Annotated in this window: 4 protein-coding genes; 3 read left to right on the forward strand and 1 reads right to left on the reverse strand. The window is 43.8% G+C overall.

Annotation, left to right across the window (positions count from 1 at the left end):
- Window positions 1-523: nuclease/transposase family protein (locus tag IM500_RS10950; protein ID WP_502882355.1), on the reverse strand; the 523-nt coding region annotated here is incomplete at its 3' end.
- 494 nt (window positions 524-1,017) lie between these two features.
- Here IM500_RS10950 and IM500_RS10955 point away from each other — a divergent pair.
- The 3 genes from IM500_RS10955 to IM500_RS10965 all read left to right on the forward strand — a co-directional run bounded on the left by IM500_RS10955 (window position 1,018) and on the right by IM500_RS10965 (window position 5,219).
- The gene (locus IM500_RS10955; RefSeq protein WP_190720171.1) at window positions 1,018-2,286 is read left to right on the forward strand and encodes a Sll1247 family protein; all 1,269 of its coding nucleotides are present in this window, start codon (window positions 1,018-1,020) and stop codon (window positions 2,284-2,286) included.
- 257 nt (window positions 2,287-2,543) lie between these two features.
- Window positions 2,544-3,809 carry a phosphoribosylamine--glycine ligase gene (purD, locus tag IM500_RS10960; RefSeq protein WP_002758420.1) on the forward strand — a complete coding sequence of 422 codons (1,266 nt, stop codon included), beginning with the start codon at window positions 2,544-2,546 and terminating at the stop codon, window positions 3,807-3,809.
- A gap of 183 nt (window positions 3,810-3,992) precedes the next feature.
- Complete coding sequence (locus IM500_RS10965) at window positions 3,993-5,219, forward strand: glycosyltransferase family 4 protein (protein WP_287738381.1); 1,227 nt, start codon at window positions 3,993-3,995, stop codon at window positions 5,217-5,219.
- Window positions 5,220-5,373 lie beyond the last annotated feature (154 nt).

Genomic DNA, 5,373 nt, shown 5'->3' on the forward strand with positions numbered 1-5,373 from the left:
CTACGTCAATCAGAAACTGGCAATAATAACCGTCAGCACGTCTAACAACTCTTACCCGTTTAATCTGTTGTTCTGAATAATAAACTAAGGTCTTTTGACTACACCATAAATCAAATTCTCCTGCTTTAAAGCCATCGGTAAATCTGATTTTACGTCGATGATCAGATAGTTTGTAGCCCGTTAGTTTATACTCAACGGAACGGCTAGGCTTTTTGAACCGAGGAAAACCCTTTTTCCCAAGTATCTTAGCATGACAATTCTGGTAAAACCTAGTAATTGATTGCCAGGCTCTATCAGCAGCCGATTGACGAGCTTGAGAGTTTAATTTATTAACCCAAGGGGTCTCTTTATTATTAGCTAGTACCGCACAAAGTTTTTGGAGATCATTGCGGGTTGTTCCTTTATTTTCTATCCAATAACGAACACAAGATTTACGCACAAACTGAGAAGTTTTGATAGCTTCATCAAGCTGGTGATATTGCTCTGGGGTTCCGTTTTTTAGCTTTGCTTCTACGACTAGCATCTAACAATCCACGACCATTGTTTAAATTAATTATAACACAGTTTACCTACAGATGGTAGAATTAAACCGATGCTCCGCGGTTGATATTCTGGTCGGATTTCATCGGGAGCAAAGGTGAGTATCTTGTCGAAAAATGTAGCGGGGGCATTCATCCGACATTTTAGGTAAATTCCGAATTATCTAGAAGATGGATTTAGGTTTAAATGTGACTTAGATCACATACAATCGGGGTTTCCTTTCGCTAACTTAATTAGCAGGGTACGCTGCCTAAATTTTTAGTAATCTGGGCATAGTCCGCAAGCTTGGCCGGGTAAGCCAAGGGGAATTTTCCCAAACTTGCCAAGCTAAAAGGGATCGACTCGATCAGTACAATGACCCAAAATAGGGGCATCCTCAGAAGGGAGCATCTACTATCTAATCACAATTGACCCCTTTATGGTCATAGCCCTAAAATCCATCCGCTTACTGATTTAGGAGGGCTGAATCAAATAACCATGGCTAGTCTAAACACTGGACAAAGACAAACAAGAGACGAAGAACAGCTACTATACGATTATTGGCTCGACCGCGCCAGGACCGATTCCCCCGAGCAATTAATCGAGGATTTTTGTCGTCTGTTTATCGAAGGTGGCGGCTATCGAGAAGCTCCTATTTATTTAGCCCTAGAGCGTCTTGTCAAGGCTAAGGATGCCGAAATTCGTTTTTATCATGTCTTTAACCGCTGCTGTCATATTTTAGTGAATCGATGGCAAACGCAGCCCGCCCATCAGCCAGCAATTCCCGAATTGGTATCGCTACTGGAAAATTTGCCCTCCCCACCTCCTGGACATTACAGCATCCCCAATAATTTGGGCCATCTGGTCAAAAATTTTACCCTCTCGGATGACTACGTTAGGCTGCAGCGTCTGGCGAGAATTATTAGCGGCAAATACAGCGAAAAAACCGCCGCTTCCCTGGGAACCCTGATTAGTCGTTATCCCTATCTCTATGATTACTATTTACTCGGTGATGAAAGTCACCGAGAACAGCGACAAACCGTTAGACGTATTAAAGTGAAAACCGAGAGCCGTTTCGAGGTAAATCTCTCTCGTTATGTCACCTATCAGGTACGTTTGGCACAGGTTGCTCATAGCCCAAAAATCAGGGAAGAAGCGGGGAGAATCATTCAACCGGTAGAAAATCCCACCCTGCTCAATGACAAGGAACTAAATCGCACCCTCAAGTATTATCTGGGGACGGTAGCAGGAAATTATACTCATAAGGCTCTTTCGCAAAATTTTCTGGCGAATACAGTTTATACCCCTACCTATAAAGATTTTAAAAATGACCTCTACGATTATCTGATTACCTCCTTAGACTACTGCAAGGGGCAATTTAACAAAAAACTCGACGATATCCTGCAAAATACTCTACCCCACTGCGATCAACAAAAACCGAGTGAATTTCTCATGCTGCGTACTTCTAGCCAACTGTTAAATTATCTGGTGGTGGAAAGCGGCCAAAAACCCGATCATTACATTTTTATGGATATGATCACCAATATGGGGGTAACTCGGACTGTGGGGTTATTGCTCAAGTTGATTTTGATCTGTCCCAAGGCAAAACCCCACTTAGATAAACGTTTTTCGATTCTATTTAACCACTACGAGAGTTATTCTCGCGATCAAGTGCCTTGGTTGGTTAAATCCCTAGAAAATCTGCAAGTAGCTTTTAGTATTCATTTCGGTCAAGCTGATTTGTCCTGTCTCCGTCAAATCCAGTGATCAGCTGTTCGCTATCTAAATTACTTGTTAAGACTGTCTATGAGAGGGGAAGGGGGGAAGGGGGGAAGTGGGGAAGTGGGGAGATGGGGAGAATAAATAGAAATAATCTGCTGCCTGTGTTCGGCTGATCTCACGGCGGAAGCCTGCCTCCTGAATCCGTCAAATCGATTAAAAAGTTAAGTAATCTCAACTTCTAGCCAATGCTGACCCGGAGCTAGGGGATAATTAAACCATCGTCATTTAGGCTGCGTTTATCCGTGAAAATTATCGTTATCGGCAGTGGTGGTCGAGAACACGCCTTGGCTTGGAAACTGCTGCAATCGCCCGAAGTAGAACAAGTGTTCTGTATTCCAGGTAATGGGGGAACGGCAATTTTACCTCAATGTGAAAATATCCCCATAGCAATGGAGGATTTTGCCGAAATTAGCCGCTTTGCCCGAGAAAATTGCGTCGATCTGGTGGTTGTCGGGCCAGAATATCCCCTCTCCCTCGGCATTACCGATCATCTTCTCGGCCAAGAAATTGCCGTTTTTGGCCCCACACAAACCGGGGCCTTAATTGAATCGAGCAAATCCTGGGCAAAAGAATTAATGAGCGAAGCAGCAGTTATCACCGCCGTCTCGGAAACCTTTACCGATGCAGAATTAGCAAAAACTTATATCCGAGAGCAAGGAGCGCCAATTGTGGTGAAAGCTGACGGATTAGCCGCAGGAAAAGGGGTAATTGTCGCCGAAACCGTAGATACGGCCCTAGAAGCGATCGATGATCTTTTTACCAGTGGCTTTACTAAAGTCGTGGTGGAAGAATTCCTAGAGGGAGAAGAAGTGTCTATCCTCACCCTCACCGATGGGATCAGCTTTCGTTCCCTGCTACCTGCCCAAGATCACAAGCGGATCGGTGAAGGCGATACCGGCAAAAATACCGGCGGTATGGGAGTTTATGCCCCCGCCCCCATAGCCACCGCCGCCATTATCGAAGCGGTAAACCGAGACATCCTCGCCCCCATCGTCGCCACCCTACAAAAACGCGGCATTGACTATCGGGGAGTCCTCTACGCGGGTTTAATGATTTCCCCCGCCGGAGAGCCAAAAGTTCTCGAATTTAACTGTCGTTTTGGCGATCCCGAAACCCAAGCGGTTTTACCCCTACTGGAAACTCCCCTGGCACCGCTACTGCTGGCTTGCGCTCAACAAAAATTAACTGATTTCCCCTCTTTACAATGGCGATCCGGTAGTGCCGTTTGTGTGGTGGCCGCGTCTGCTGGTTATCCCGACCACTACGAAAAAGGCCAGTTAATCACTGGAATTAAGGCAGCTGAAACCGCGGGAGCGATCGTTTTCCACGCCGGCACGGTTTTAAAACACGGCGATATCTTCACCGATGGCGGCCGCGTCTTGGGTGTCACGGCTATGGGAGCTAATTTTAATCAGGCGATCGAACTTGCCTATCAATCGGTGAAAAGGATACACTTTCAGGGCATCTATTATCGTCGTGATATCGGCCACCGGGTAAGGGAAAAATAAGGTTTTGAGGATTAATTTATGAGCCAATTTCCCTTTTTTTCCGCATCTCTCACCGCTAATCCTCACCTGATGCCAAACCTCTTTCTAGGGTCATCCCTGACAAAAGCGCATCTGATTTGTCAAAAAACCAGTAACTATTGATAAAATCATGAAACTGAATCGCCCAACCAAATTGCCATCCCTATGCGAATTTTGCTCTATTCTTATAACTATTATCCCGAACCGATCGGCATCGCTCCCCTGATGACAGAATTAGCGGAAGGATTGGTTAAAAGAGGTCATCAAGTCAGGGTTTTAACCGCTTTTCCTTGGTATCCTAATAGTGAAATCGATCCCGAATACCGAGGAAAAATCTATCTAGAAGAAGAACGAAATGGTGTTAAAATTCAACGTTCCTACGTCTGGGCGCGCCCCGAAAGAAGTTTAAAAAATCGAATTTTCTTTGAATTGAGCTTTGTTTTTTTGAGTTTCTTTCAGGCTCTCAAAGGTGAAAAACCCGATCTAATTTTCTTAACTGTACCCGGATTACCCGTTTGCGTTCCTGCCGCTTTATTGAGTAAATTATATGGCGTGCCGATTATTCTAAACTTACAGGATATTCTGCCCGACGCGGCAGTTCATGTGGGATTATTAACTAATGAGAAAATGATTAAGGTTTTTAGCAGTCTCGAAAAATTTGCCTACAAAACTGCCAGTAAAGTCTCAGTTATTGCCGATGGTTTTACCAAAAATCTCCTCACTAAAAATGTGCCGAGTCAGAAAATTATTGAGATTCCTAATTGGGTCGATGTCAGCTTTATTAAACCTCTGCCGAAAACCAATAATTATTTTCGCCAAGAAAATCATCTTGAGGGCAAATTTGTTGTTTTATATTCTGGCAATATTGCCCTAACCCAACCCCTAGAAACCCTGATCGATGCTGCAGTTAAATTAGTTAGTATCCCTGAGATTAAAGTGGTAATTGTTGGTAAAAAAGAAGCCCTCGATCGCCTAGAAAAGTATCGCCAACAACAGGGGGCGAGTAATGTGCTTTTATTACCCTTTCAACCCCGGGAAAAATTACCAGAAATGTTAGCAGCCGCCGATGTGGGTATGGTGATGCAAAAACATAACGTTATTTCCTTTAATATGCCGTCCAAAATTCAGGTATTATTAGCTAGTGGTCGTGCTATTATTGCTTCTGTTCCCGCCGATGGAACCGCCGCTAGGGCGATCGAGCGTAGTGGTGGTGGTTTGGTGGTTACTCCTGAAGATACAGAGGCATTAGCTACAGCCATTTTAAAGCTATATAAAAACCCAGATTTAGCAACTATACTAGGAGAAAAAGGACGACAATACGCAGAGGAAAATTATGCCTTTGAAAAGACTTTGGATCAATACGAAAAGCTTTTTTCTCAAGTAGTTAGTTAATAGACCTCTTGTAAAAATCAAAAATTGTTGTTAGGGTTAGGAGTCAGTAGCCAGTAGTCAGTAGTCAGGAGAATTAAGAAGGAGCAATAATCAGTTAAATGGTCTATTTACAGACTTTATGCCATTTAATCCTTATTTCTGCCGTTTTTGAACC

The sequence above is a fragment of the Microcystis sp. M179S2 genome, assembly GCF_020245805.1.
Lineage (GTDB): Bacteria > Cyanobacteriota > Cyanobacteriia > Cyanobacteriales > Microcystaceae > Microcystis > Microcystis aeruginosa.

Excerpts from the sequence above, each read along its gene's own strand:
- IM500_RS10955 (WP_190720171.1), top strand. The coding sequence starts at position 1,018 with ATGGCTAGTCTAAACACTGGACAAAGACAAACAAGAGACGAAGAACAG.
- IM500_RS10965 (WP_287738381.1), top strand. The coding sequence starts at position 3,993 with ATGCGAATTTTGCTCTATTCTTATAACTATTATCCCGAACCGATCGGC.